A 22,251-nucleotide genomic window follows, 5' to 3' on the forward strand; every position below is an offset into this window, starting at 1 on the left:
GGGCTCAGGGGAGCCTCAGTCGGCCAGCGGGCTGAGCAGCAGGGTGGTGAAGCGGCGGATCCACTCGGCGGTGACGGGCTCGCCGCTGACCAGCATCCGGTGCTCCACGGTGCCGGCGATGGTGTCGAAGATGATGTCGACCTCCTCGCAGGCGGTGGTGTCGTCGAGGTCGGGGCCCAGCTCGCCGCGCTGCTGGGCCATCGCCCGGCCCTGGCGGACCAGGTGCTTCTGGGGCTCGACGATGCGTTCGCGGATGCGGCGGCGCAGCTCCGGGTCGCGGGTGCCCTCGGCGAACAGGGCGAGCAGGGCGGCCTGGGTCTCCGGGCGGGCCAGCAGGGCGGCGAACTCGGCCACCACGTGCTCGATGTCGGCCTGCAGGCTGCCCCGGTCGGTCATCTCCAGCTCGTCGAAGAGGCTGGCCACGGCCTCGATCACCAGGTCGTTCTTGGAGGGCCAGCGGCGGTAGAGGGTGGTCTTGGCCACGCCAGCCCGGGCGGCCACGTGGCCCATGGTCAGGGCGCCCCAGCCGATCTCGGCCAGGGCGTCCCGGGTCGCGTCCAGGATGGCGCGGTCGGCGCTCGCGCTGCGCGGGCGCCCCTTGCCGCGCGGCAGGGCGGCGGGGGCGGCCGGCTGCCGGGTGGTGGGGGCCACCGAGCCTCCTAGCGATGCATACGGAACGGACACGTGGGATTCAGTTTCGACCGGTTTACTTGTCGGTAACTTCTCCGGGGGAGGCCACCGTAGCGACATGTCGTCCTCCGTCGCAGCCGGGGGAGTCGGGAAAGTGGGGCAGCTCACGTCCGTGGAGCCCCGGGCGGGCTTGCGGCGGGGGCCCTCGGTGCAGATACGCTACGACTCGTAGCGAAAGAGCGACAACCACGCGGTGCGCGCCCCAGGGATCGGGCCCCCGCGAGGCGCGGGTGGGGACCCGCGCCGTAGCTCGGCGCAGGGGAGCGGGGGAGTCCCGGGTACGACCTTTCCCGGCGGTTGGCACACGCCACCCGCGCGAACGGGGGAGGATGGTCTCATGCAGCCACGGAATTCGCGTCTCAACAGCTCCGCCCTGCGCGGTGCGGTCGACCTCGCCGCCGTCAAGGCGGCCGGGGAGGCAGCTCAGAAGGCCGAGCAGGCCCGGGCCGAGCGGGCCCGGCAGGCCGCCGCCGCCGAGGCGGACGGTACGGCCCCGGCGGGGCCCTCGTACCCGCTCGTCATCGATGTCACCGAGGACACCTTCGAGACCGAGGTCGTGCAGCGCTCGGCCGAGGTACCGGTCGTGGTGGACTTCTGGGCCGAGTGGTGCGGCCCGTGCAAGCAGCTCAGCCCGGTGCTGGAGAAGCTGGCCGAGGAGTACGCCGGCCGGATCGTGCTCGCCAAGATCGACGTGGACTCCAACCAGCTGATCGCCCAGCAGTTCGGCATCCAGGGCATCCCGGCCGTGATGGCCGTGGTCGCGGGCCAGCTGGTGCCGCTGTTCCAGGGCGCCGAGCGCGAGGACAACGTCCGCAAGGTGCTCGACCAGCTGATCGCGGTGGCCGAGCAGCGGTTCGGCATCGTCGGCGGCACCGGCGCGGTCGCCGCGGTCGGCGAGGACGCCCCGGCCCTGCCGGAGGACCCGGCGCTGGCCGCCGCCCACGACGCGCTCGACCGGGGCGACCTGGGCGGGGCCGTCCAGGCGTACCAGAACGTGCTGGCGGACCAGCCGGGCAACGCCGAGGCCAAGCTGGGCCTGGCCCAGGCCCAGCTGCTGCACCGGGTGGAGAAGTTCGACCCACAGGCCGTCCGCGCGGCGGCCGCCGCCGATCCGAAGGATGTCGCGGCCCAGCTGGACGCGGCCGACCTGGATCTGGTGGGCGGTCATGTCGAGGACGCCTTCGGCCGACTGGTGAGCACCGTGGGCCGGACCTTCGGCGAGGACCGGGACGCCGCGCGGGTGCGGCTGCTCGAGCTGTTCGAGGTGATCGGCCCGGAGGACCCGAGGGTCACCGCGGCCCGGCAGGCGCTGGCCCGGGTGCTCTTCTGAGCGGTGGCCCCGGGCCGTTCGTGCGCCTTGGTTGGCACGGTCGGTGACCTGCGGTGTCGCTGGTGATTTGCCGACAAAGCGGGCGTAGGCACCGAGGTTTACCAAATCTTGACAACGCCCCTCACTGGTCACGCTCGGTGGCCAATGAGGGGTGTTTCGCCCATGTTTCCCAGGGGTTTCCACATCACGAAACCTCCACGGGGTGACGATCGGTAGTCGCGCCTTGGATTCCATGATCGCTGGCATCCGTTGTTGGATTACCCGTCAGTAACGCACCCCTTGTGCTTCGCCTGGGATTCAAGCACGATCGGCGACGCCCGGTCCCCTCGATTCGCAGTGTCTCGCGGGGGTCCCCACCGGGCGAGCCGCCGGCTCCGGCCGGAGGTCACGAGGGCAGGGGGGTATCCGCAGATCCCACACCGCGGTTCCTGTTCCTCACGGCGGTCGCGCAGCCCGCGCGGTCGTCCATGGTTGTCGCTCGGGGGTGATCGCCGGTGTCGTCGGTCGTACCCGCTGCCCTGGAGGCAGCCGGTGCCGGGAACGGGAGTGCCGCAGTCGCGGCCGCTGCCGCGCTCGCCGACGCCCGAAGCGCTCTCCGCTACCGAGGACGTAGCTCTCTCCCATCCCAGGCCAACTCCGGTGCGGGAAGCACCGGATGCAGCTGGAGATGTACGTCCTGAAGGAGGACTCGGATGTCCCAGACTTACGGCAAGACCAGCTGGAAGCGCTTCGCCCTGGTGATGGTGCCCAGCGTCGCCGCGACCGCCGCGATCGGTGTCGGCCTGGCGAACAACGCGCTTGCCGCGTCGTTCAGCGTCTCCGGCCAGCAGTTCAAGGTCAGCGTCGCCGACCTGGACGGCACCAACTTCGCCCAGTACGGCGACGTGGACTCCGGCCCGGCCGGTGCCCACCCGATCGCCGTCTCGGCCTTCGACCACGCCACCATCCAGAAGCTGTGCCAGTCGGTGCCGACCAACCTCGGCCCGCTCGGCACCTGGGTGCTGAAGCTCAACGCCGGTGACGACCCGAGCAAGCCGGTCCAGGCCGACAACCTGATGATCGGTCTCGACTCGCTCAACGCCGACGCGACCTTCGACAACCCGAACGCCGCCAACGACGGCAAGGCCGGCATCAACATCGGCCAGGACGCCTCGACCCTGGCGGGCAACGCCAAGGGCCGCGTCGGCGGCTTCGGCCAGGCGGCCCCGCACGCCCACCTGACCGGTGTGCAGCAGACCGCGTGGTCCACCTCGGCCGGCACCTTCAAGCTGGCGGGCCTGCACCTGAGCATCTCCAAGGCCGACAAGCCCGGCGACGGCGAGTGCTTCTAAGGTTCTGATCGCCGTCCCCGTGGACGGCTCGGAACTCTGCGGTCGGGGGCGGGCGCGTGCGTGCGCGCCCCCGACCGCGCTACCAGTTGTCCCCTCGTACCCATCATCGAGGAGCTCGCACCATGTCCAGCGCAACTGCCACCGAGTGGCCCCAGGAGCAGGAGACGTCCGGGTTCGCCCGGCTGCGACTGAGGTTCCGTGACTGGCGCCGCACGCGCCCGTTCTGGGGCGGCCTGCTGGCCGTGTTGGCGGGCCTCCCGATCCTCTACTTCCCGTACGCCAAGATGCACTTGGGCCAGCTGACCATGACGATGGCGACCACCGGCGGGGCCGGTTCGCTGATCATCGGCATCCTGGTGATGGTGCTCGGCGTGACCGCCTGGGTGCAGCCGCTGGTGCGGGTCTTCTGCGGGATCGCCACCACCATCCTCGCGCTGGTCTCGGTGCCGGTCTCCAACCTCGGCGGCTTCGGCCTGGGCCTGATCCTCGGCCTGCTGGGCGGCGGTCTGATGTGTGCCTGGGCCCCGCTCAAGGTGACGCCGGCCCTGGACGGCCCGGCCGACGCGGCCGCAGCGGGCGAGGCCGACCCCGAGGAGCAGCCGTGACAGTCGGCGAGCCGAAGGTGCCGGGCCCCCGGCACGCGGTGCCCCGGGTCTCCACCCGGACCAAGCTGCGCGGCAAGGCACTGGCCATCGCGGCCATGCCGACCGCCCTGCTGATGGGCGCCATCCCGACCCTGGCGATGGCCGACTCCCCGCACTCGCAGCCGAACGCCTGCGCGAGCGCGCCGGACACCGTGATCGAGGAGATCCCGGTGCCCAAGAGCTCGATCACCCCGCTGCCCAACCCGAGCGGTACGGGAGCGCCGCAGCAGGCGCCCACCGCCTACCCGGGCACCACCACGGCCACCCCGACGGCGAGCCCGACCGCCGCCGCCTCCACCGCGCCGACCACCCCGGTCTCCCACCCGGTGCTCACGCCCCGGACGGTGACGACCCCTCAGTCCGCCGCCCAGTCCCCTCAGGCCGCCCAGTCGGCCAAGGAGGCCCCGCACGCGGCCGCCCCGGCGGCCCAGGCCCAGGCCCCGGCCGCGCCCGCCGCGCAGGCCCCGGCCGCCGCGCCGAGCGCGAGCGCGCCAGCGGTGAGCGACAGCCCGAGCCCTGCCGCGGCCCGCGCCGAGGTGAAGGCCGACGACCTGTGGGACGTCCTCGACATCCTGCACCTGGGCCACAAGCCCACGCCGACCCCGGCCCCGCCGGCCCCCGCGCCGGTGAAGACGGCGACCCCGGCCCCGTCCACCCCGACCCCGGCGCCCTCCGCCCCCGCCCCGGCGAGCTCCGGCAGCGCGCCGAGCGCGCCGAGCGTGCCGACGGCGCCCACCACGGACCCGGGCACCCCGGGTGACGCGGGTGCCAAGCCCGGCACCGGCCCGGCCGCCGGGACGAGCACGGCCCCGCAGCCGCCCGCTGAGCACCCGGCCGGCGCCACCGCCGCGCCCACCGCGAGCGCCAGCCCCTCGGCGAGCGCGAGCGGCGGAACCAAGCGGGTCGGCACCCCGGCGCAGCCGGCTCCCTCGGCCTCGCCGAGCACGAATCCGAACTGCCAGGTGGACGCGCACGCCCTGAAGGCGAACGGCACCGAGCCGGGCATCCAGGTGCCGGAGCAGAGCTGGACCCTGCTGACCTCCAAGCTGGACCTGTACCACGCCCAGTTCTACGGCGTGGTGGACGTGCGGACCGCGACCACCACCAAGCGGGTGCTCAAGTTCGTGGTGCAGAACGTCGACATCGAGAACCTCGACATGTCCTCGCTGGAGGGCAACGGGGTGACCTTCCACGTGAAGGGCGCACCCGGCTCGACCTCGACCATGCGGCACGGCCCGGTCACCATGTACGTCGAGCGGCTCTCCGGTCACCTGAGCAAGGTGATCGGCCTGCCGATCCCGATCGACCTGGGCAAGATCACGCTCACCCCGACCACGCTGCCGCAGTGGCTGTACGACCTGATCGGCGCGATCCCGATCCCGCTGGACCTGGAGCTCAAGCAGGTCACGGCCGTGCAGGCGGGCCAGTTCGGCGGCGCGCTGACCATCCCGGGGATGCACATGTACAACGACAAGCAGGCCTACCCGCCCGCCGACCTCTGAGCCGCCGGCTTCCGGGCCGCAGACGCCCGTGGGGCGCCCCCTCCGTGCCGGGAGGGGGCGCCCCACAGGTGTTTCCGGGCTCGGGCCTAGAGGCCGGCGCGGGCGCCCAGGTGGTGCACCTGGACCATGTTGGTGTTGCCGGGGATGCCGGGCGGGGAGCCGGCCGTGACGATCACCGTCTCGCCCTCGGTGAGGCGGTTCAGGCGCAGCAGCTCGCGGTCGACCTGGAGCACCATCTCGTCGGTGGTGTTGACCTGCTCGGTCACGTACGCCTCGACGCCCCAGCTCAGCGAGAGCTGGTTGCGGGTGCAGGCGTCCGGGGTGAAGGCGATCACCGGGATCGGCGAGCGGTACCGGGAGAGCCGGCGGGCGGTGTCGCCGGACTTGGTGAAGGCCACCAGGCCCTTGGCGTTCAGGAAGTCGCCCAGCTCGCAGGCGGCGCGGGCGATCGAGCCGCCCTGGGTGCGCGGCTTGCGGCCCGGGTTGAGCGGCTGGAGGCCCTGCGCGAGCAGCTCCTCCTCGGCCGTCTCGGCGATCCGGCTCATGGTCTTGACCGTCTCGACCGGGTACTTGCCGACGCTGGACTCGGCGGAGAGCATCACCGCGTCGGCGCCGTCCAGGATGGCGTTGGCGACGTCGGAGGCCTCGGCGCGGGTCGGCCGCGAGGCGTGGATCATCGACTCCATCATCTGGGTGGCGACGATCACCGGCTTGGCGTTGCGGCGGGCCAGCGTGATGAGCTGCTTCTGCACCAGCGGCACCCGCTCCAGCGGGTACTCCACCGCGAGGTCGCCGCGGGCGACCATGATGGCGTCGAAGGCGAGGACGATCTCCTCCATGGCCTCGACGGCCTGCGGCTTCTCGATCTTGGCGATGACCGGCACCCGGATGCCGACCTCGTCCATGACCTTGTGCACGTCGTTGATGTCGGCGGCGTTGCGGACGAAGGAGAGCGCGACCATGTCGACGCCCAGTTCCAGGGCGAAGCGCAGGTCCTCCTTGTCCTTCTCGGAGAGGGCGGGGACGTTGACGGCCGCGCCGGGGAGGTTGATCCCCTTGTTGTTCGAGAGCACGCCGCCCTCGACGACCACGGTCTTCACGCGGGGGCCGTCGACGCTGACGACCTCCAGGGCGATGACGCCGTCGTTGATCAGGATCGGGTCGCCGGGCTTCACGTCGCCGGGCAGGCCCTTGTAGGTGGTGCCGCAGATGTACTGGTCACCGGGGACGTCCTCGGTGGTGATGGTGAAGTGGTCGCCGTTGTCCACCGTCACCGGTCCGTTGGCGAAGGTCGCCAGACGGATCTTGGGCCCCTGCAGGTCGGCCAGCACACCGATGGTGCGGCCGGTGTCGGCGGAGACCTGGCGGACCTTGCGGTACCGCTCCTCGTGCTCCGCGTGGGAGCCGTGGCTCATGTTGAGTCGGGCGACGTTCATGCCCGCTTCGACGATGGCCTTCAGCTGTTCGTAGGAGTCCGTGGCCGGACCCAGGGTGCAGACAATTTTCGCTCGGCGCATATCCGTCAGTCTATCCGTTCGTGTTATGGGTGCATTTTCGCTCGAACCGAGAGAAATCGCCGACGAACCATTCCGAGGCATGGGACGACCGGCTGACATCCGGTCAACCGGCCCCGTGCACCAGGGCGAAGGCCTGCTGGGCGATCTCCAGCTCCTCGTCGGTGGGCACCACGGCCACCGTCACCCGGGCGTACTCCGGAGAGATGACCCGGGCCTCGCCCGAGCGCACCGAGTTGAGTTCCGGGTCCACCGAGATGCCCAGCTCCTCCAGGCCCGCGGTGGCCGCCGCGCGCACCGGCGCGGCGTTCTCGCCGACCCCGGCGGTGAAGGCGATCGCGTCCACCCGGCCGAGCACCGCGTAGTAGGCGCCGATGTACTTGCGCAGCCGGTGCACGTAGGCGTCGAAGGCGAGCCTGGCATCCGCGTCGCCCTCCTCCGCGCGGCGCATGATCTCGCGCATGTCGTTGTCCCCGCACAGGCCCAGCAGGCCGCTGCGGCGGTTGAGCAGGTTGTCGATCTCGTCGATCGACAGGCCGCCCACCCGGTGCAGGTGGAAGACCACGCCCGGGTCCACGTCACCCGAACGGGTGCCCATCACCAGGCCCTCCAGCGGGGTCAGGCCCATCGAGGTGTCCACGCACACCCCGCCGGCCACGGCCGAGGCCGAGCCGCCGTTGCCCAGGTGCAGCACGATCACGTTGACCTCGGCCGGGGCCTTGCCGAGCAGCTCGGCGGTGGCCCGGGAGACGTACTGGTGCGAGGTGCCGTGGAAGCCGTACCGGCGCACCCGGTGCTCGTCGGCCACCGCCTTGTCGATCGCGTACCGGGCCGCGTGCTCGGGCATGGTCGCGTGGAAGGCGGTGTCGAAGACGGCCACCTGGGGGAGGTCCGGGCGCAGCGCCCGGGCCACCTCGATGCCGGTGATGTTGGCGGGGTTGTGCAGCGGGGCCACCGGCACCAGGCGGCGGACCTCGGCCAGCACCTCGTCGTCGATCAGCGTGGGCGCGGTGAACCGCATCCCGCCGTGCACCACCCGGTGGCCGATCGCGGCCAGCTCGGGGGAGTCCAGGCCGAGCCCGTCGGCGGTCAGCTCCTCGGCCACCGACTTGAGGCCGGCGGCGTGGTCGGCGAAGACCTCCAGCCGCTCGCGTCTGTCCCCGGCCCGGGTGGTGTGCACCAGGCGGCCGTTGGCCTCCCCGATCCGCTCGACCAGCCCGGAGGCCAGCCGGGCGCCGTCCAGCATGTCGATCAGTTGGTACTTGACCGAGGAGGAACCGGCGTTGAGGACCAGGACTCGGGTGCCCGCGCTCACTGGACTCCTTCTGTTGAGGTGTTGGCCGGGGCCTGGGCCTGGATGGCGGTGATGGCCACGGTGTTGACGATGTCCTCCACGAGGGCGCCTCGGGAGAGGTCGTTGACGGGCTTGCGCAGGCCCTGGAGCACGGGGCCGACGGCGACCGCCCCGGCCGAGCGCTGGACGGCCTTGTAGGTGTTGTTGCCCGTGTTGAGGTCGGGGAAGATCAGCACGGTGGCCCGCCCGGCCACCGGTGAGCCCGGCAGCTTGGTGGCGGCCACGTGCGCGTCCACCGCGGCGTCGTACTGGATCGGGCCCTCGACCAGCAGGTCGGGCCGGAGCTCGCGGACCAGCTCGGTGGCCTTGCGGACCTTGTCCACGTCCGCGCCGGAGCCCGAGGTGCCGGTGGAGTAGGAGAGCATCGCCACCCGCGGCTCCACGCCGAACTGCGCGGCGGTGGCGGCGGATTGGATCGCGATGTCGGCCAGCTGCTGCGCGTCCGGGTCCGGGTTGACGGCGCAGTCGCCGTAGACCAGCACCTTGTCGGCCAGGCACATGAAGAAGACGCTGGACACGATGGCCGCGCCCGGCGAGGTCTTGATCACCTCGAAGGCGGGCCGGATGGTCGCGGCGGTGGAGTGCACCGCGCCGGAGACCATGCCGTCGGCGATGCCCTCCTGCACCATCAGGGTGCCGAAGTAGGAGACGTCGGTGACCACGTCCAGGGCCCGCTCCACCGTCATGCCCTTGTGCGCCCGGGCCTTGGCGTAGAGCTCGGCGAACTGGCGGCGCAGCGGGCTGGTGGCCGGGTCGACGATCTGCACCTGGACGCGGTCGGCCGTCGGGTCGTGGTCGGGCACGGTGATGCCCAGGCCCGCCGCCTTGCGGCGGATCGCCTCCGGGTCGCCCAGCAGGGTGAGGTCGCAGATGTTGCGGCGCAGCAGCACCTCGGCGGCGCGTAGCACCCGCTCCTCCTCGCCCTCGGGCAGCACCACGTGCCGGCGGTCCGAGCGGGCCCGCTCCAGGAGGTCGTGCTCGAACATCATCGGGGTGACCCGCTCGGACCGGCTCAGCTCGATCCGGTCGGTCAACTCGGCGGTATCCACGTGCAGTTCGAAGAGGCCCAGGGCGATCTCGGCCTTCCGGGGGCTGGCCGAGCCGAGCTTGCCCTCCAGGTGGGTGAGCACGGCGGCGGTGGGCCAGCTGCCGTCCGGCACCACGGCCACCGGGGTGCCGGGGGCCAGCCGGGCGGCCAGCGCCATCACGTTCGGGCCCGGGTGCTGGCCGAGGGTCAGCAGCACGCCGGCGATCGGCGGGGCGCCGGCCGCGTGCGCGGCCAGCGAGCCGATCACCAGGTCGGCCCGGTCGCCCGGGGTGACCACCAGCGCGTTGTCGGTCAGCGCGTCCAGGAAGGTGGGCAGCATGGCGCCGCCGAACACGTAGCCGCGCACGTCCCGGGCCAGGCCCGCCGCGTCGCCCAGCAGCACCTCGGCGCCGGTGGCCTCGACCAGCTGGGCCACCGTCGGGGCGGCCAGCGCCACCTCCTCCGGGATCACGTAGGCGGGGATCGGCAGCTTGGCGCTCAGGCCGCGCAGTACCTGCTGCTTGGCCGCCGGGTTCACCCGGTTGGCGATCATCGCCAGGGTGGAGCAGCCCAGGTCGCGGTAGGCCCGGTAGGCGTTGCGCACCTCGGCGACCACGGCCTGGCCGTCCTCGCGGTGGCCGCCGACCACGGGCAGCACCGAGGCGCCGAACTCGTTGGCCAGGCGGGCGTTGAAGGCCAGCTCGTCGGGGATGTTGGTGTCGGCGAAGTCGGTGCCGAGCACCAGCACCGCCTGGCACTTCTTCTCCAGCGTGCGGAAGCGGTCCACCAGGGCCGAGACCAGCTCGTCCTGCCCCTGGGCGGCCTGCAGGGCGGCGGCCTCCTCGTAGGTCAGGCCGTACAGCTCCTGGGCCGGCAGGTCGAGCCGGTAGCGGGCCCGCAGCAGCTCCACCACGTGGTCGGAGCCGGGCTGGCCGGGCGCGTCCGCGTGCACCAGCGGACGGAACACCCCGACCCGGTCGACCTGGCGGGTGAGCAGTTCCATGACCCCGAGCTCGACCGCCTGGCGGCCGTCCCCCCGGTCGATCCCGGTCACGTACACGCTGCGCGCCACCTGGAGTACTCCGTTCCCGTCGCGGTCCTCATCCATCGGTCACATCGACCATACATTTGCACCGTGGACGGGCCGCCGCACTCGGACGGCGGCGCGGAACGCCAGGGACGAAGGTCCTTGGTGCGCGGGCCTTCGTCCCTGTCCCCGCGGCCCGGTCAGGTCGCCGGGCGCAGCCAGACGGTGGCCAGCGGCGGCAGGATCAGCTGGGCGCTGCGCGGCTGGCCGTTCCACGGGGTGGGCTCGGACTTGACGGGGTGCGAGTTCGTCACGTCGCCGCCGCCGTAGCGGGCCGCGTCGGTGTTGAGCGCCTCCTCCCAGAGCTGCTCGCCGCCGGCCAGCGGGGGCAGGCCGACGCGGTAGCAGTGGCGCACCACGGGGGAGAAGTTGCTGACGGCCACCAGCGGGCCGCCGTCGGCGGCGTACCGGACGAAGGAGAGCACGTTGTCCTCGGCCGCGCCGCCGTCCAGCCAGGCGAAGCCGGCCGGGGTGGTGTCCTGCTCCCAGAGCGCGGGGGTGGCCCGGTAGACCGCGTTGAGGTCGCCGACCAACCGCTGCACGCCCCGGTGGTCGGGGGCGGCCGGCCAGTCGTCGGCCAGCACCCACCACTGCGGGCCCTGCTCGTGGCTCCACTCGGCGCCCTGGGCGAACTCCTGCCCCATGAAGAGGAGTTGCTTGCCGGGATGGGCCCACATGAAGCCGAGGTAGGCCCGGTGGTCGGCCCGCTGCTGCCACCAGTCGCCGGGCATCTTGCTCACCAATGACCGCTTGCCGTGGACGACTTCGTCGTGCGAGATGGGCAGCACGTAGTTCTCGGAGTAGGCGTACACCATCGAGAAGGTGATGTCGTCGTGGTGGAACTTGCGGTGCACCGGCTCCTTGGACATGTAGACGAGCGAGTCGTGCATCCAGCCCATGTTCCACTTCAGTCCGAAGCCGAGGCCCCCGCTGTCGGTGGGCCGGGTCACGCCGTCCCAGGCGGTGGACTCCTCGGCGATGGTCACCACGCCGGGGCAGCGGCGGTAGACGGTGGCGTTCATCTCCTGCAGGAAGGCGGCGGCGTCCAGGTTCTCCCGGCCGCCGTACTGGTTGGGCGTCCAGGCGCCGCCCTCGCGGGAGTAGTCGAGGTAGAGCATGGAGGCCACCGCGTCCACCCGCAGGCCGTCCACGTGGTACTCCTCGCACCAGTAGACGGCGTTCGCCACCAGGAAGTTGCGGACCTCGGTGCGGCCGTAGTCGAACTCCAGGGTGCCCCAGTCCGGGTGCTCGGCGCGCAGCGGGTCGGCCGGCTCGTAGAGCGGCTCGCCGTCGAACCGGGCCAGCGCGAACTCGTCCTTGGGGAAGTGCGCGGGCACCCAGTCGACGATCACGCCGATGCCGGCCCGGTGGAGCGTGTCGACCAGGTGCTTGAACTCGTCCGGGCCGCCGAGGCGGGCCGTCGGGGCGTAGAAGCCGGTGACCTGGTAACCCCAGGAGCCGCCGAAGGGGTGCTCCATCACCGGCATGAACTCGACGTGGGTGAAGCCGAGTTCGGTGAGGTAGCCGGGGAGCACCGCGGCGATCTCGCGGTAGCTGGTCAGGTCGGGGCGCCAGGAGGCGAGGTGGAGCTCGTAGACGGACATCGGGGCGCGGTGGTGCTTCACGTGCGCGCGGCGGGCCAGCCAGTCGGCGTCCTGCCACTCGTACGAGGAGCTGTGCACCACGGAGGCCGTCTCGGGCGGGCACTGGGTGGCCCGGGCCAGCGGGTCGGCCTTCTGGAGCACCCGGCCGTCGCGGGTGCGGATCTCGTACTTGTAGGTGGTGCCCGCGGTGAGGCCGGGGACGAAGAGCTCCCAGACGCCGGAGGAGCCGAGCGAGCGCATCGGGTGGCCGGTGCCGTCCCAGTGGTTGAAGCTGCCGATCACCCGGACGCCCTCGGCGTTGGGGGCCCAGACGGCGAAGGCGGTGCCGGCGACGCCGTCCACCTCGCGCAGGTGGGCGCCCAGGGCCTGCCAGAGCTGCTCGTGCCGGCCCTCGGCGATCAGGTGCAGGTCGAGCTCGCCGAGGGTGGGGGCGGCGCGGTAGCCGTCCTCCTGGAGCTGGGGCTCCGCGCCGGGGTAGCCGACCCGGAGGCGGTACGCGGGCAGGTCCCGGCGGCCCGGGAACAGGCCGGTGAACAGCCCGGAGGAGAGGTGGATGAGCTCGGCGGGCCCCTGCTCGGTCTCGATCACCACCCGCTCGGCGAAGGGCCGCAGCACGCGCACGGCGGCGCCCTCGGCGGTCAGGTGCGCCCCGAGGAGCGAGTGCGGGTCGTGGTGCCGCCCGGAGAGCAGCCGCTCCACCTCGGCCGGCGGCAGCGGCGCCTCCGGCAGCCGGAGGGGGGCGTACGCGGTCGCACGCCCCCACTCGGCGGCAGCCGGGGGGTCCGCCGGGGCGGGGGTGACGGGCTCGGGTGCGGTGGCCCGCGGCGCCGCCGAGCCGGGGGAGGCGGGATCCGGAGCGACGGCCTTCGGGGCCCGGGCCACGGGGGTGGTCTGACGGTCGGCCAGGGCCGCCGCAGGCTCCGCCGAGGCCTTCGGCAGGCCCGGAGCGGTGGCCTTCGGCTCCGCCGGAGCGGTGGCCTCCGGCAGCCCTGCAGCGGTGGCCTCCGGCTCCGCCGGGGCGGCCGCCGGCGCCGGTGCCGCCGGGGCCGCCGATTCGGCGGGGGACCGCCGGTGCTCCGTGCGGCGCCCGGTGTTCGGGCCGGCCACCGGGAGGAAGGTGGCGGGGATGGCGGGCGAACGGGGGTGCTTGGGCGGGCCGAGCGGGGTCACGGCGGGTCCTCCGGTGGGTGTCGGGCGGGCGTCAGACGGTGAGGGCCAGGCGGTTGATGGCGGCCAGTGGGATGGGGAGCCAGTTGGGACGGTGTCTGGCCTCGTAGACCACCTCGTAGACGGCCTTGTCGATCTCCAGGGCCCGCATCAGCTCGGGGGAGGCGTTCGGGTCGGCGCCGCCGCCCGCGCTGTAGCCGGCGCAGTAGGCGGTGCGGTTGCGCGCGGCCCAGGCGGCGGCCAGGTGGGCGAGCTCGGGGTTGTGCGGGGCGCCGGCCAGCAGGTGGGCGGCGGCGTAGTCGAAGGAGCGGAGCATCGCGGCCACGTCCCGCAGGGCCGGCTGGGGCCGGCGCCGTTCGGCGACCGGCTTGGCGGGCTCGCCCTCGAAGTCGAGCAGCACCCAGCCGTGCGGGGTCCGCATGGCCTGGCCGAGGTGCAGGTCGCCGTGGATCCGCTGCACCGGGACGGAGTCCAGGTGGTCGGCGGTGAGCGCGCGGAAGGCGGTGCGCAGGGCGGTGCGGTAGCGCAGCAGGCCGGGCACGGCCGTCACCGCGCTGTCCAGCCGGTCGCCCATCGCGTCCGCGAGCAGCGAGAGTTGGTGCCGGTCGAGCCGGTCCACCGGCATCGAGCGGGCCAGCACCCGGTGCACCTCGGCGGTGGCCCGGCCGAGCCGGTGGGCCTCGATGGCGAAGTTGCCGGGGGCCGGGTCGCCCTTGAGCCGGCCGACCTGGTCGAGGGCGAGCTCCCAGCCGTCCTCGGCGTCCGGGAGGTAGCGCTGGAGCAGGCCGAGAGTGGCCGGTTCCGATCGCTCCAAGCGGCTCTCGAACCAGGCCGCCACCCGCGGGATGCGGGTGGAGCCGGCCCGGGAGAGGGCCAGCGAGAGCTCCAGGTCGGGGTTGGTGCCGGGGCTGATCCGGCGGAAGAGCTTGAGGATGAAGGCGGTGCCGTAGATGACCGAGCTGTTGGACTGCTCGGCGGTGGAGGCGCGGCCGGGGAGGTTGCTGGGCAGCTGGGGGCCGGGGGTGCGGCGGAAGGAGAGCGAGCCGAAGCGGTCGCCGGTGGCCAGGTGCTCGAGCAGACGGCCGGTCAGCTCCTGGTCGTGCAGGGCGTCGTAGAGCACCGCGCCGTCGTACGGGCCGCCGGTGAGGCGGCCGAGCACGGTGGCCGGTGGCAGCCCGGCGGGCTGGCCGGAGCGGGAGCCGAGCAGCAGTTGGTAGGTGTCGCTCCCGCCGGAGTGGTCGACCCGGAGCAGCAGGTGCAGCAGGGCCGGGTCGCCGACCTGGAGCGGGGTGGCGAGCACGGGGGTGAGGCCGGTGATGGCCCGCCCCTTGCCCGCGTACCAGCGCTGGCCGGGCAGCCAGCCGGCGATCAGCGGCAGTGCGGCCTGCACCAGCTCACCGACCCCGGGGGCGGTTCTCCGAGCTCCGGTGCCGCGGGTCGCGGCGACGGGCGCTGGCGCGCCGTCGGACGACTCGTGGTGCACACGGGCTTGAGAACGGGAGGTTTCGGACATGACTCCCTTTCCCCGGAAGCGGGCCGACGCCCCGACGGGTCTGGCCGGGTCCGTCAGTCTTCCGGATTTCGGCGGCGCGGCGGCGACGGCACGCGAGCCGGGCTCGGGTGTCACGCCATAGTGTGGGTGGCCGTTGGGCTGTTCTCCGTACGCGGTGGTGCAGAGAGCTTCGGGGGGCGCGAGCCTCGGCGCTCGCGCCCCCGGACGTACTGGTACTGACGCGGTCCTGATGGATCGTTACTTCGCGCGGGGCTTGCGCAGCTGGAACCAGTAGAACCCGTGACCGGCCAGGGTGAGCAGGTAGGGCCACTCGCCGATGGACGGGAACCGGACACCACCGATCAGCTCCACCGGGTACCGCCCCCCGTAGCGCCGCAGGTCCAGCTCGGTCGGCTGCGCGAACCGCGAGAAGTTGTTCACGCACATGACCAGGTCGCCCTCGTACTCGCGCACGAAGGCCAGCACCGCGGGGTTGCTGGAGGGCAGCTCGGTGTAGCTGCCGAGGCCGAACGCGGGGTTGAGCTTGCGGATCTCGATCATGCGCCGCGTCCAGTGCAGCAGGGAGCTCGAACTGCTCTGCTGGGCTTCGACGTTGGTCACCTGGTACCCGTAGACCGGGTCCATGATGGGCGGCAGACTGAGCCTGCCCGGGTCTGCGGAGGAGAAACCCGCATTGCGGTCGGGGGTCCACTGCATCGGGGTGCGGACGCCGTCCCGGTCGCCCAGCCAGATGTTGTCGCCCATGCCGATCTCGTCCCCGTAGTAGAGCACCGGGGAGCCGGGCAGGGCGAGCAGCAGGGCGGTGAACAGCTCGATCTGGTTCCGGTCGTTCTCGAGCAGCGGGGCCAGCCGGCGGCGGATGCCCACGTTGGCGCGCATCCGCGGGTCCTTGGCGTACTCCGCGTACATGTAGTCGCGCTCCTCGTCGGTGACCATCTCCAGGGTCAGCTCGTCGTGGTTGCGCAGGAAGATCCCCCACTGGCAGCCGCCGGGGATGGTCGGCGTCTTGGCCAGGATCTCGGAGACCGGGTACCGGGACTCGCGGCGCACGGCCATGAAGATCCGGGGCATCACCGGGAAGTGGAAGGCCATGTGGCACTCGTCGCCGCCGGAGGCGAAGTCGCCGAAGTAGTCGACCACGTCCTCGGGCCACTGGTTGGCCTCGGCGAGCAGCACGGTGTCCGGGTAGTCGGCGTCGATCTCCTTGCGGACCCGCTGGAGGAACTCGTGGGTCTCGGGGAGGTTCTCGCAGTTGGTGCCCTCGCGGGCGAACAGGTACGGCACCGCGTCGAGCCGGAAGCCGTCGATGCCGAGGTCGAGCCAGAACCGCAGGCCCGCGACCATCTCCTCCTGCACCCGCGGGTTGTCGTAGTTCAGGTCGGGCTGGTGCGAGAAGAACCGGTGCCAGAAGTACTGCTTGCGGACGGGGTCGTACGTCCAGTTGGAGGACTCGGTGTCGACGAAGATGATCCGGGCGTCCGGGTACTGCTTGTCGTCGTCGGCCCACATGTAGAAGTCGCCGTACGGACCGTCCGGGTCCTTGCGGGACTCCTGGAACCACGGGTGCTGGTCGCTGGTGTGGTTCATCACGAAGTCGATGATCACCCGCATGCCGCGCGCGTGCGCCGCGTCCACGAACTCCACGAAGTCGGCCAGGTCGCCGAACTCGGGCAGCACCGACTTGTAGTCGGCCACGTCGTAGCCGCCGTCGCGCAGCGGGGAGGCGAAGAAGGGCGGCAGCCAGAGGCAGTCCACGCCGAGCCACTGGAGGTAGTCGAGCTTGGCGGTGAGGCCCTTGAGGTCACCGACCCCGTCTCCGTTGCTGTCCTGGAAGGAGCGGACCAGGACCTCGTAGAACACCGCGCGTTTGAACCACTCGGGGTCGCGCTGGGAGGGCGAGGTCTCGGCGAAGGTGTCGTGGACGGGGTCGTTGACTGTCACTGCGGGTTCCTCCGAACCGTGAGGAGGTGAGCCGGCGCGATTGCGGGGTCGAGCCGGACGTAGTTGTGCCTGCCCCAGGTCCAGACCGATCCGGTGAGCTCGTCGTGCACGCTCACCGGCCCCTCCGAATCGAGGGTCACGGTGGCTTCCTGAGGGTGGTGCGGGTCGAGGTTGACCACCGTGACGATCTCGTCCGTCAGACCGTCCTCGGTGGTGGCGGTCTTGACGTAGGCGATGATCTGCTCGTTGTCGGTCGCCAGGAAGCGCAGGTCGCGCAGCTGCTGGAGCGCGGGGTGCCGGCGGCGCAGGCGGTTCAGGGTGGTGAGCAGCGGGGCCAGGGTGTCCTGGGTGGACCAGTCGCGCGGGCGGAGCTCGTACTTCTCGGAGCTCGCGTACTCCTCCGAGCCCGGGTGGGTGGGCTGGTTCTCGTACAGCTCGTAGCCCGCGTAGACCCCGTAGCTCGGGGCCAGGGTGGCGGCCAGCACCGCGCGCAGCGCGAAGGCCGCCGGGCCGCCGGTCTGGAGGTGCCCGGGCAGGATGTCCGGGGTGTTGGCGAAGAAGTTGGGGCGCATGTAGGCGGCGGCCTCGCCGGTCAGCTCGGTGAGGTACTCGACCAGCTCGGCCTTGGTCTCGCGCCAGGTGAAGTAGGTGTACGACTGGTGGAAGCCGATCTTCCCGAGGGTGTGCATCATCGCCGGGCGGGTGAAGGCCTCGGCCAGGAAGACCACGTCGGGGTCGGTGCGGGCGATGTCGCCGAGCACCTTCTCCCAGAAGACCACCGGCTTGGTGTGCGGGTTGTCCACCCGGAAGATCCGCACCCCGTGGGCCATCCAGTGCCGCAGGATCCGCAGGGTCTCCTTGACCAGGCCGTCCATGTCCTGGTCGAAGTTGACCGGGTGGATGTCCTGGTACTTCTTCGGCGGGTTCTCGGCGTAGGCGATGGTGCCGTCGGCGCGGTGGGTGAACCACTCCGGGTGCTTGTTGACCCAGGGGTGGTCGGGGGAGCACTGGAGGGCGAAGTCGAGGGCGATCTCCAGGCCCAGGGCCCTGGCCTCCTCGACGAAGAAGTCGAAGTCCTCGATGGTGCCCAGGTCCGGGTGGACGGCGTCGTGGCCGCCCTCGGGGGAGCCGATCGCCCAGGGCGAGCCCACGTCGTGCGGGCCGGCCGTGAGGGTGTTGTCCGGACCCTTGCGCCAGGCCCGGCCGATCGGGTGGATCGGCGGCAGGTAGAGCACGTCGAAGCCCATCGCGGCCACCGCGGGCAGCCGCTCGGCGGCGGTGCGGAAGGTGCCGGAGACCGGCGGCTCGTTGCCGTCCGGGTCGACCACGGCGCCCTCGGAGCGCGGGAAGAACTCGTACCAGGAGCCGTAGAGCGCCCGGCGGCGGTCCACCTGGAGCGGCAGCGGGCGGGTGGTGGTGACCAGCTCGCGCAGCGGGTACCGCTCCAGCAGGCGGGTGACCTCGGGCTCCAGCGCGGCGGCCAGCCGGCTGAGCGGCGGCAGGGTCTGGTCGCGCAGCGCGTCGGCGGCGGCCAGCACGTGGGCTCGGCCCTCCTTCTTGGGCACCCCGGCGGCCGCCCGCTCCATCAGCTGGGCGCCCTCCTCCAGGACCAGCGCGGTGTCCACCCCGGCCGGCAGCTTCACGGCGGCCGCCTTGCGCCAGGTGGCCACCGGGTCGCTCCAGGCCTCCACCAGGTACGACCAGCGGCCCTCGCCGGCGGGCGTCACGTTCGCGCCCCAGCGGTCGGTGCCCGGGGCCAGCTCGCGCATCGGCGTCCAGGGGCCGCTGCGCCCGCGCGGGTCGCGCAGCACCACATTGGCGTTGACGGCGTCGTGGCCCTCGCGGAAGACGGTGGCGGTGACCAGGAAGCGTTCGCCGACGACCGCCTTGGCCGGGCGGCGACCGGCGTCGATCAGGGGGGTCACGTCCAGAACGGGGATGCGGCCGATCACGGTGTCGCTCTCTGTCGTTCGGCGGGTGGCCGCCTTGCGGGGGGCCGCCGCTTTGCGGGGGGCGGCGGCCCCCCGAGCGGTGGCGCTCTTGCGCTCCGGGGCGGTCGGGGCTTTGGTGGCAGTCTGCGGGTTCGCGGTGGCGGCGGCCTTGCGTGCCGCCGTCTTCCGGGGGGCGCGCGGAGCGGGCAGCGGGGGTTCGGCCCCTGACGGGGCGTCGGGGCGGTCGGTCGCCGAAGTGGACGTGTCCCGCGTGTCGCCGTGCATGCCAAGCTCCTGCCCGAGATCGGTGAGGGAGGACGTATGCCCGGAGCCCCGCTCCGCCGTCGCGCCCGGCCGGCCCGCCGCCTCCCGGTCCCGTTCGGACAGCGCGCGTCCCGGCGCGTGGCCCACGGGTGCGCCCTGGAGCGACCCAACCCGCTCGCAAAACGATCGACCGGAGGACGAAGACACGCCTGAGGGCAGCGCTGGGGCCGAACGGGCTACAGGAGCCGGGAAAGTGACGGTCCCAAGGACGGTACGGGGTGACGGTACGAGGTGGCGGTACGGATGACGCGAAGGGTGACGCGGCCGCGCTGACGGTGCGTCGACGGAGCGGGAGCCGGGCGTGGGACGGCAGGGGGCATCGACACCGGATCGCGCCCCCGCAGTACCCACGACCTTTGTGCATCCTCGCATCACCGGCAAGCCCTACGGTGCGGTAAGCGAGTGATTTCGGTCGGTTTGACGAGGCGGATCGGCCAGTGGAAACGCGGACGTTCCGGAGTGTTCATAAAACAGGGGGCGCATGCATTTTCATAAGTGCGCCCCCTTGCACTACCTGCGCCCCGAAGTGCGCCGACTGTGATCTCACCAATGGCCCGAACGAGTGCACCAGGGCGGAGTTGACTCACCATCACGCCCCCCGCCGCGGCTAGGCTGCACCCCCGTGAAGGCAATCCGCAGATTCTCCGTGCGCACCGTCCTGCCCGAACAACTCCAGCCGTTGCACGAGCTCGCCCTGAATCTCCGCTGGTCCTGGCACCCCGAGACGAGGGAGCTGTTCCGCTCCGTCGATCCGGAGGTCTGGGCGGCGGTCGGCGAGGACCCGGTGCGGCTGCTCGGCGAGGTACCGGCGGGGAGGCTGGCGACACTCGCCACCGACCGCCGGTTCCTGCGCAGACTGGGCGATCTCTCCGACGAGCTGCGCGACTACCTGACCGGACCGCGCTGGTACCAGACGGCGCTCCCGCCCGGTGACGGCAGCAGCCCCCTGCCCGCCGCCATCGCCTACTTCTCGCCCGAGTACGGCATCGCCGCCGCGCTGCCCCAGTACTCCGGCGGCCTCGGCATCCTCGCCGGGGACCACCTCAAGGCCGCCAGCGACCTCGGTGTGCCGATCATCGGCGTCGGCCTCTTCTACCGGCACGGCTACTTCCGCCAGTCGCTCTCCCGGGACGGCTGGCAGCAGGAGCGCTACCCGCTGCTCGACCCGGACGAGCTGGCCGTCAGCCTGCTCCGCGAGCCGGACTCCACCCCCTGCCGGATCGACCTCGCTCTGCCGGGCGGGCGCACCCTGGCCGCCCACATCTGGAAGGCCCAGGTCGGGCGGGTGCCGCTGCTGCTGCTCGACTCCGACATCGAGGCCAACAGCGCCGCCGACCGCAACGTCACCGACCGCCTCTACGGCGGCGGCAGCGAGCACCGGCTGCTCCAGGAGATGCTGCTCGGCATCGGCGGCGTCCGCGCCGTCCGCACCTACTGCCGCCTCACCGGCCACGCCGCCCCCGAGGTCTTCCACACCAACGAGGGCCACGCCGGCTTCCTCGGTGTGGAGCGGATCCGCGAGCTGGCCGCCGAGGGCCTGGACTTCCCCGCCGCCCTGGAGTCCGTCCGGGCCGGCACCCTCTTCACCACCCACACCCCCGTGCCGGCCGGCATCGACCGGTTCGACCGGGAGCTGATCGCCCGCCACTTCAGCGGCGACGCCGCGCTGGCCGGCGTCTCGGCCGAGCAGGTGCTCGCGCTCGGCGTGGAGAGCTGGGAGGGCGGCGACCCGACCCTCTTCAACATGGCCGCGATGGGCCTGCGGCTGGCCCAGCGGGCCAACGGCGTCTCCACCCTGCACGGGGAGGTCAGCCGGGGCATGTTCGAGGGCCTCTGGCCGGGCTTCGACGCCGCCGAGGTGCCGATCACCTCGGTCACCAACGGCGTGCACGCCCCGACCTGGATCGACCCGGCCGTGGTGAAGCTCGGCGCGGCCGAGCTCGGCCAGGAGCAGGCCGAGCGGGCCATGATGAACGGTGGCTCCACCCGCTGGAGCGGCCTGGAGAAGATCGGCAACGCCGAGATCTGGGAGCTGCGGCGCGCCCTGCGGGCCCAGCTCGTGGACGAGGCGCGGCGCCGGCTGCGGGCCTCCTGGCACCAGCGCGGCGCGGGCGACGCCGAGCTCGGCTGGACCTCCTCGGTGCTCGACCCGGACGTGCTCACCATCGGCTTCGCCCGGCGCGTCCCCTCGTACAAGCGGCTCACCCTGATGCTCCGTGACCCGGACCGGCTGCGCTCGCTGCTGCTGCACCCGACCCACCCGATCCAGATCGTGGTGGCCGGCAAGGCGCACCCCGCCGACGACGGCGGCAAGCGGCTGATCCAGCAGCTGGTGGCCTTCGCCGACGACCCGGCCGTCCGGCACCGGATCGTCTTCCTGCCCGACTACGACATGGCGATGGCCAAGCACCTGTACCCCGGGTGCGACGTCTGGCTCAACAACCCGCTGCGCCCGCTGGAGGCCTGCGGCACCTCGGGGATGAAGGCCGCCCTCAACGGCTGCCTCAACCTCTCGGTGCTCGACGGCTGGTGGGACGAGTGGTACGACGGCCAGAACGGCTGGGCCATCCCGACCGCCGACGGCGTCGAGCAGACCATGGACCCGGAGAGCCGGGAGGCGGAGAAGCGGGACGACATCGAGTCGGCCGCGCTCTACGACCTGATCGAGCACCAGGTCGCCGCCAAGTACTACGACCGCGGCTCGGACGGCCTGCCGCACGGCTGGATCGCCATGGTCCGGCACACGCTGGTCACCCTCGGCCCCAAGGTGCTGGCCGGACGCATGGTCCGGGAGTACGTGGAGCGGCTCTACGCCCCGGCGGCCGAGGCGCAGCGCGGCCTGGGCAAGGGCGGTGCGGCCGAGCTGGCCGGCTGGAAGGCCAAGGTCCGGGCCGCCTGGCCGGCCGTCCGGGTCGAGCACGTCGAGGCCGAGGGCCCGGTGGAGGCCCAGGAGCTCGGCACCACGCTCACCCTGCGGGCCGCGGTGTCGCTCGGCGCCCTGACGCCCGGTGACGTGGAGGTCCAGGTCGTGTCGGGGCGGGTCGACGAGACCGACACCCTCTCCGAGGCGGTCGCGCTCGCGCTCAAGCCGGTGGGTGGCCCGGATCTGGACGGCCGGCACCGGTACGAGGGCTCGCTGGAGCTGTCGCGGACGGGGCCGTTCGGGTACACGGTGCGGGTGCTGCCGGCGCACGAGTTGCTGGCCTCGTCCGCCGAGTTGGGGCTCGTCGCTCTTCCGGCGGAGGCCGCCGGGATGGACACCGGACCGCTTCGGTAACCACCGGGGGCGCGG

Annotated in this window: 13 protein-coding genes; 5 read left to right on the plus strand and 8 right to left on the minus strand. The window is 72.5% G+C overall.

Annotation, left to right across the window (positions count from 1 at the left end):
• Positions 1-15: 15 nt before the first annotated feature.
• Positions 16-651 (minus strand): TetR/AcrR family transcriptional regulator, encoded by a 636-nt coding sequence (locus CFP65_RS25280; protein WP_254552555.1) that lies wholly within the window; start codon positions 649-651, stop codon positions 16-18.
• 376 nt (positions 652-1,027) lie between these two features.
• Between CFP65_RS25280 and trxA the strand changes: the two genes are divergently transcribed.
• The 4 genes from trxA (at position 1,028) to CFP65_RS39205 (ending at position 5,497) form a co-directional block, all read left to right on the plus strand.
• A complete protein-coding gene (gene trxA / locus CFP65_RS25285) occupies positions 1,028-2,020 on the plus strand; it encodes a thioredoxin (RefSeq protein WP_104818351.1) in 993 nt (330 codons plus the stop codon).
• A gap of 692 nt (positions 2,021-2,712) precedes the next feature.
• Complete coding sequence (locus CFP65_RS25290; protein WP_104818352.1) at positions 2,713-3,351, plus strand: DUF6230 family protein; 639 nt, start codon at positions 2,713-2,715, stop codon at positions 3,349-3,351.
• 122 nt (positions 3,352-3,473) lie between these two features.
• Positions 3,474-3,956 carry a DUF6114 domain-containing protein gene (locus tag CFP65_RS25295; RefSeq protein WP_104818353.1) on the plus strand — a complete coding sequence of 161 codons (483 nt, stop codon included), beginning with the start codon at positions 3,474-3,476 and terminating at the stop codon, positions 3,954-3,956.
• Positions 3,953-5,497: a hypothetical protein gene (locus CFP65_RS39205; RefSeq protein ID WP_158702351.1), complete on the plus strand. Its 1,545-nt coding sequence runs from the start codon at positions 3,953-3,955 to the stop codon at positions 5,495-5,497. The genes CFP65_RS25295 and CFP65_RS39205 overlap by 4 nt, the downstream gene beginning before the upstream one ends.
• A gap of 86 nt (positions 5,498-5,583) precedes the next feature.
• Here the strand turns inward: CFP65_RS39205 and pyk are convergent, their stop codons facing one another.
• From pyk to CFP65_RS25335, 7 genes are all read right to left on the minus strand, one after another.
• Positions 5,584-7,014, minus strand: a complete 1,431-nt coding sequence (gene pyk, locus CFP65_RS25305) for a pyruvate kinase (protein WP_104818354.1) — start codon at positions 7,012-7,014, stop codon at positions 5,584-5,586.
• Between the two features lie 103 nt (positions 7,015-7,117).
• Positions 7,118-8,326, minus strand: a complete 1,209-nt coding sequence (locus CFP65_RS25310; RefSeq protein ID WP_104818355.1) for an acetate kinase — start codon at positions 8,324-8,326, stop codon at positions 7,118-7,120.
• On the minus strand, positions 8,323-10,464 hold the full coding sequence (gene pta, locus CFP65_RS25315; RefSeq protein WP_104818356.1) for a phosphate acetyltransferase: 2,142 nt from the start codon (positions 10,462-10,464) through the stop codon (positions 8,323-8,325). The genes CFP65_RS25310 and pta overlap by 4 nt, the downstream gene beginning before the upstream one ends.
• A 155-nt stretch (positions 10,465-10,619) precedes the next feature.
• Entirely contained in the window at positions 10,620-13,190 is a 2,571-nt protein-coding gene (gene glgB / locus CFP65_RS25320) for a 1,4-alpha-glucan branching protein GlgB (protein WP_104821110.1), read from the minus strand.
• A gap of 94 nt (positions 13,191-13,284) precedes the next feature.
• A complete protein-coding gene (locus tag CFP65_RS25325; RefSeq protein WP_158702352.1) occupies positions 13,285-14,763 on the minus strand; it encodes a phosphotransferase in 1,479 nt (492 codons plus the stop codon).
• 237 nt (positions 14,764-15,000) lie between these two features.
• Complete coding sequence (treS, locus tag CFP65_RS25330) at positions 15,001-16,704, minus strand: maltose alpha-D-glucosyltransferase (protein ID WP_104818358.1); 1,704 nt, start codon at positions 16,702-16,704, stop codon at positions 15,001-15,003.
• Complete coding sequence (locus tag CFP65_RS25335; protein ID WP_104821111.1) at positions 16,701-18,656, minus strand: alpha-1,4-glucan--maltose-1-phosphate maltosyltransferase; 1,956 nt, start codon at positions 18,654-18,656, stop codon at positions 16,701-16,703. Before CFP65_RS25335 ends, treS begins: the two co-directional genes overlap by 4 nt.
• Before the next feature lie 925 nt (positions 18,657-19,581).
• Between CFP65_RS25335 and glgP the strand changes: the two genes are divergently transcribed.
• Complete coding sequence (gene glgP / locus CFP65_RS25340) at positions 19,582-22,236, plus strand: alpha-glucan family phosphorylase (RefSeq protein WP_104818359.1); 2,655 nt, start codon at positions 19,582-19,584, stop codon at positions 22,234-22,236.
• Positions 22,237-22,251 lie beyond the last annotated feature (15 nt).

The organism is Kitasatospora sp. MMS16-BH015 (assembly GCF_002943525.1).
Taxonomy (GTDB): Bacteria; Actinomycetota; Actinomycetes; order Streptomycetales; family Streptomycetaceae; genus Kitasatospora.

Coding starts and splice junctions, on each gene's coding strand:
- trxA (WP_104818351.1), top strand. CDS start 1,028: ATGCAGCCACGGAATTCGCGTCTCAACAGCTCCGCCCTGCGCGGTGCG.
- pyk (WP_104818354.1), bottom strand. CDS start 7,014: ATGCGCCGAGCGAAAATTGTCTGCACCCTGGGTCCGGCCACGGACTCC.
- CFP65_RS25295 (WP_104818353.1), top strand. CDS start 3,474: ATGTCCAGCGCAACTGCCACCGAGTGGCCCCAGGAGCAGGAGACGTCC.
- CFP65_RS25325 (WP_158702352.1), bottom strand. CDS start 14,763: ATGTCCGAAACCTCCCGTTCTCAAGCCCGTGTGCACCACGAGTCGTCC.
- CFP65_RS25290 (WP_104818352.1), top strand. CDS start 2,713: ATGTCCCAGACTTACGGCAAGACCAGCTGGAAGCGCTTCGCCCTGGTG.